This window comes from Endozoicomonas sp. SESOKO4, from assembly GCF_024606275.1.
Genome location: NZ_JAHHPS010000334.1, coordinates 1 through 4,101 on the forward strand (window position 1 = coordinate 1; position 4,101 = coordinate 4,101).

The 4,101-nt window shown below is 47.0% G+C and carries 1 protein-coding gene; it reads right to left on the bottom strand.

All coding sequences use genetic code 11. From position 1 onward, the window contains the following. Positions 1-4,101 (bottom strand): hypothetical protein (locus tag KDK16_RS06315; RefSeq protein ID WP_257275206.1); only part of this gene is annotated, 4,101 nt, incomplete at both ends.

Genomic DNA, 4,101 nt, shown 5'->3' on the forward strand with positions numbered 1-4,101 from the left:
CGGGGGTTGGCATTGTACTGTCTGGCAAACAGCAGAGAGCCGGTTTTCAGCAGAACGACTGAGGATGCGGCCCTGCCCAGCGGCATTGCCAGCCCGCCCACTTCAGAGAACTTTTCAATTTCATTGTGGTAGGCATATTGCCCGGTTCGGTCATGATCAACACTATAGCCTTCCAACCAGTGCTGGAAGGGTATGATCATCCTGTGCGTGTAATCGCCCCTGTTGGTGAAGTCCAGGAGATACAGAAGCGACAGGTTCGACAGGGACAGGATGGCAGCCTCCACGGCGGTCTGGGTCACCAGCAGTGGTTTGTAACTGGAGTAGTACCAGGTGACAATCTGTGCCAGAAAGGCTGAAGGTTTGACCCAGTAATTATTGAGCTGTTGATCAACCGCTGCGGCATGAGCCTGCATCAATGTGCCATGGATAGCCTGGATCAGGTCTGATTCGGACACGCCAACGGCATTGGCATAAGGTGCCAGGGTATCCTGAACATTGGTCAGGAATGCTGCCGTCCTGCGGCCGTTTTCAAAAGCAATATCGTCAAGAATGTAGTTGGCGATGACAGCCGCTGCATACTCCTTCATGCCGGCAACAGATTCTTTCATACCCGCCTGGCTGGTTACGGACACAGGAGTAAAGGTATTTTCTATGAATTCCTCAACCCACTCGTCGGACAGCATCTGGACAACCTTCTTGAACTCAGGCACCCTGACAGCATGTCTATAACCAAGGAAGTGCTCAAATTCATCCACTGTCTGATAACCGTCGACACCTCTGACGGCCTTCATGTAGCTCTCAAGTTCAACCTTGCTGATCAGACCTTCACGCAGCAGAGCAATAGTCTTTTTACCACCGGCAAAACGGGTAGCCAGATATTCCGGGAAGCTTTCCAGGTTCCGAGGTTCATACTCGATGTAGTGAATGGCTGTTTTGCCCATGGCGTAAACGACATCGTCGTATTCTTGAGCCCCGTTTTGCAGCTGATGCCTGATCTTGAAAACCAGTCCCTGGACTTTTGACAGAACCTTCGGAGGCTGAAGTTTTAAAGCCCCGGAAGAGAGGGTCGGAAAGGTCGTCTTCAGGCTCTTGAAGACTTTCACAATCCGATTGGCCTGATCAAACGTCAAACCTTCTCCGACCAATGCCCTGAGGCGAACCGGTGCAAGTTCATCGTCAAAATCGAAAATTGTGAAATAGGGTACTTTCTTACCGTTTTCTACTGCTAATTCTGCCAAACCCATTGCGGCTTCCAGAGCTTGTTTCTTGAGAGAGTGATCCTGCATGAAGTCGTGCATATCGGTCAGAACTTTTACCTGCCACGGTGTGAACTGGAAGGGACCGCCTTCATTTTCGACGGCTTGCTCTGCCGCCTTCAGGACTTCCTTTAATTTCTCTATTTTCGCTTTCCTGACTTCTATTTCTCTGTTGAGACTGTGCAGCTTGTGGGTCATTTGCAGGATCTTCCCGCCAGTGCCATCATCTCCGCCCAGTTGAACCTGTTTGTTTCTCAGGTTATTAACCCGTTGTTCATGGGTTTCAGAAGTGTCTGGTTTAAGACCCACGGCTTCTTCAGTAGCGTCAAGAGCTGTTTTATGGAAATCCGTCAGAGTATCTTTAGCTTTTGATAAAGCTTCACTTTTCTGCTCCAGGACTAAACCCAGCGCAGTTATCTCTTTGTTATGTGCAGTTTTATCCTGCTCTTCGAAGTCTCCAAAATCGATAATCTCCTGTTTTTTATGATCCAGTTTTTCTTGTGCATTACTCTCTTCAAACTGTGCATGGTTCACTTCCATACTTTTGCTGTCGTAATCTTGCAGGAATTGTGTGACCAGAGTGTACTTTTTTCTGGCTAAAGGCAGCTCGGCCAATGCTTCCTCGAATATACCGGCTTCGTCCAGACCCTGATTATCTTTACAGCTTGTAAATACCTCGTGTTTGCCACGAAGGGCATGCAGTTTGCGACGAACACCTGTCAGCTCACTTTCCGCTTTTGCCAATGCTCGTTTAGCATTGGCTTTCTCACGATCAAGAACGTATCGCGGTTTGGGCCCAAGGCGCGCGATTTGCTTGTCAAGCTCATTTTCAATGGTTGCGATACGGACATTAACAGCAGACTGACCGGCATTGAAAATTTCTTCGAGCAGTCCATTGAGCTTTGCTTCAATCAGAATGTTCTGGTTGTCGATAGTGGCATCATCTTTATAGTTCTCAATCTTGAGTTGATGGGCCAATTCATTGTTTCTGGCTCTTCTGACACCTACATCGTCATAAGCTTCGTGTACTTCATCCATTAATGCCTGAACTCTGGCCTTCAGAGCTTCCTTCTGATCATACAGTTTGCTATCTTCCCCGAATGCCAGATTCAGATCTCTGGCCAGTTTAGCAGTGAAAGCCTTGCCTCTTTCTGTGGCAGCAACGTTTTCATGAGGGTAGATGCTCAGCTCGTCCTCTATGGCGCCAAGCAGACTTGTCTGTTGATCTCTGGCGAACTTATCCAGGTAGGAATCTTCGACTTTATAGGTAAGAGTCCCCCGAAGCTTATTGTGTTTGATATCTCTCTTGTTCAGTGCTGTGCTGTCTCCTTTCCAGAGGGTTTGATCTATCTGATCCAGCAATTTTTCTGAGACATCATTGCCTTCAAGTATTGAATAAATCCGGGCAAGCCTTTCTGCTTCTCCATCCTCTTTATTGAATTTGATGTTGAGTATTGTTTCTATGGCTTCCAGCAGATCGGTGAGTTTTTCTCTGGCTCGCATGTCCGGGTCTTCGACTTTATGGCGAAGGTTTACAAGAAGCATAGTGCGTTTGTATTCCTTCTCGTCCAGATCCGTAGTTTTGCCTTCATATGCCCATCGGATGTTACCTATTTCTTCCAGTGACTCATCCAGTATTTCTTCTGATAGCGCATCGCTGTCAAGAGTTTTCATGACCACTTCGAGTCTTGCTATTTTGTTGTCCTCTTTATTGGCTTCGATGTCGAGTATTTCTTCTGCGACTTCCAGTATGTCCAGGGCCTCTCTCTCTGCCTGCTGTCTGGCGTCTCTGATATTTTCCTGCATATTTTCAGAGATGTACCGGCGACGGAGATACACATCTTCTTTTTCATCAAGGTCACGTATCTCAAGGGCTTTTTCTATGACGCTCAGTGTCTCAAGTACTTCAGGTCTGGCTTTGGGGTGGCCTGGTGTTTTAATGTCATCCAGCTCTTCTTCAAGCTCTGCTAGCCTGAGGAGTTTGGTAGATACCCTTGTTTCCAGCGCCCTGTCTTCTGATGTGTCGTCTTCATCAGGCTCAATATCAAACTCTGCTGCCATTTCACTATTGGGAGTGTTTGTGGCTTTTGCTCTGGTAGCAAGAAGTTGTTTTTCGAGCTCCGGAATTCGTTTATTATCCTGCTCAAGTTGATCCACCGAGTTTTTCGTCTCTTCCAACTCCTGACGAATCTTTTTAAGCTCATTCACAACTGGTTGATTGAGTCCAACGGCTCTCAGTTTTTCCTCAAAATGGGTCATGGCCATTGTCCCTGTGCGTTGAAATGCTTCGTTTAGCTCGGCGAGCATGGCCTCTCTTACCTGCAGTTTTTCCAGCTTGTGCTCCATCTCAAGCAGCTGTTCGGCAAAGACGCCAGCGACTTTGGAAGCAAAGCTGCGGTCTGCGTCAAAAGAATCGTCAAAAGGATCGCCGGACATTTTGGCGATAACAGACATAATTTCATGAATATTTTGAATAAACTTCCGGTTAGTCAGAAAATTTCTAAGTATGGGTTTGAAGCCAAAGTGTTCTGTGAGTTGAATATGCATCCAGGTTGGCGTGATGAACGACGACGTTAATTTGATGTGCGTTCTGGTGATTACAAATCCATCTTCCTGATCTGAAGTAGCGCTGGTTAATGCCTGCAGGATATATTCATAGTATATAAGCGAGGCCAGTGTATCTTCGTATTCATCCGTCGGTTTACCACCTTCGTCAAGTCTGGTAATGTGCTGCGCAGCTAACTCCTCCAGCAGCGCCAGCTGCCGACTTCGAATGACGTATTGGTAGCTTTTGAACTTGTCTTTTTTAACCAGTGCTATTGTTTCAGGAGTAGGTCCATTGTCG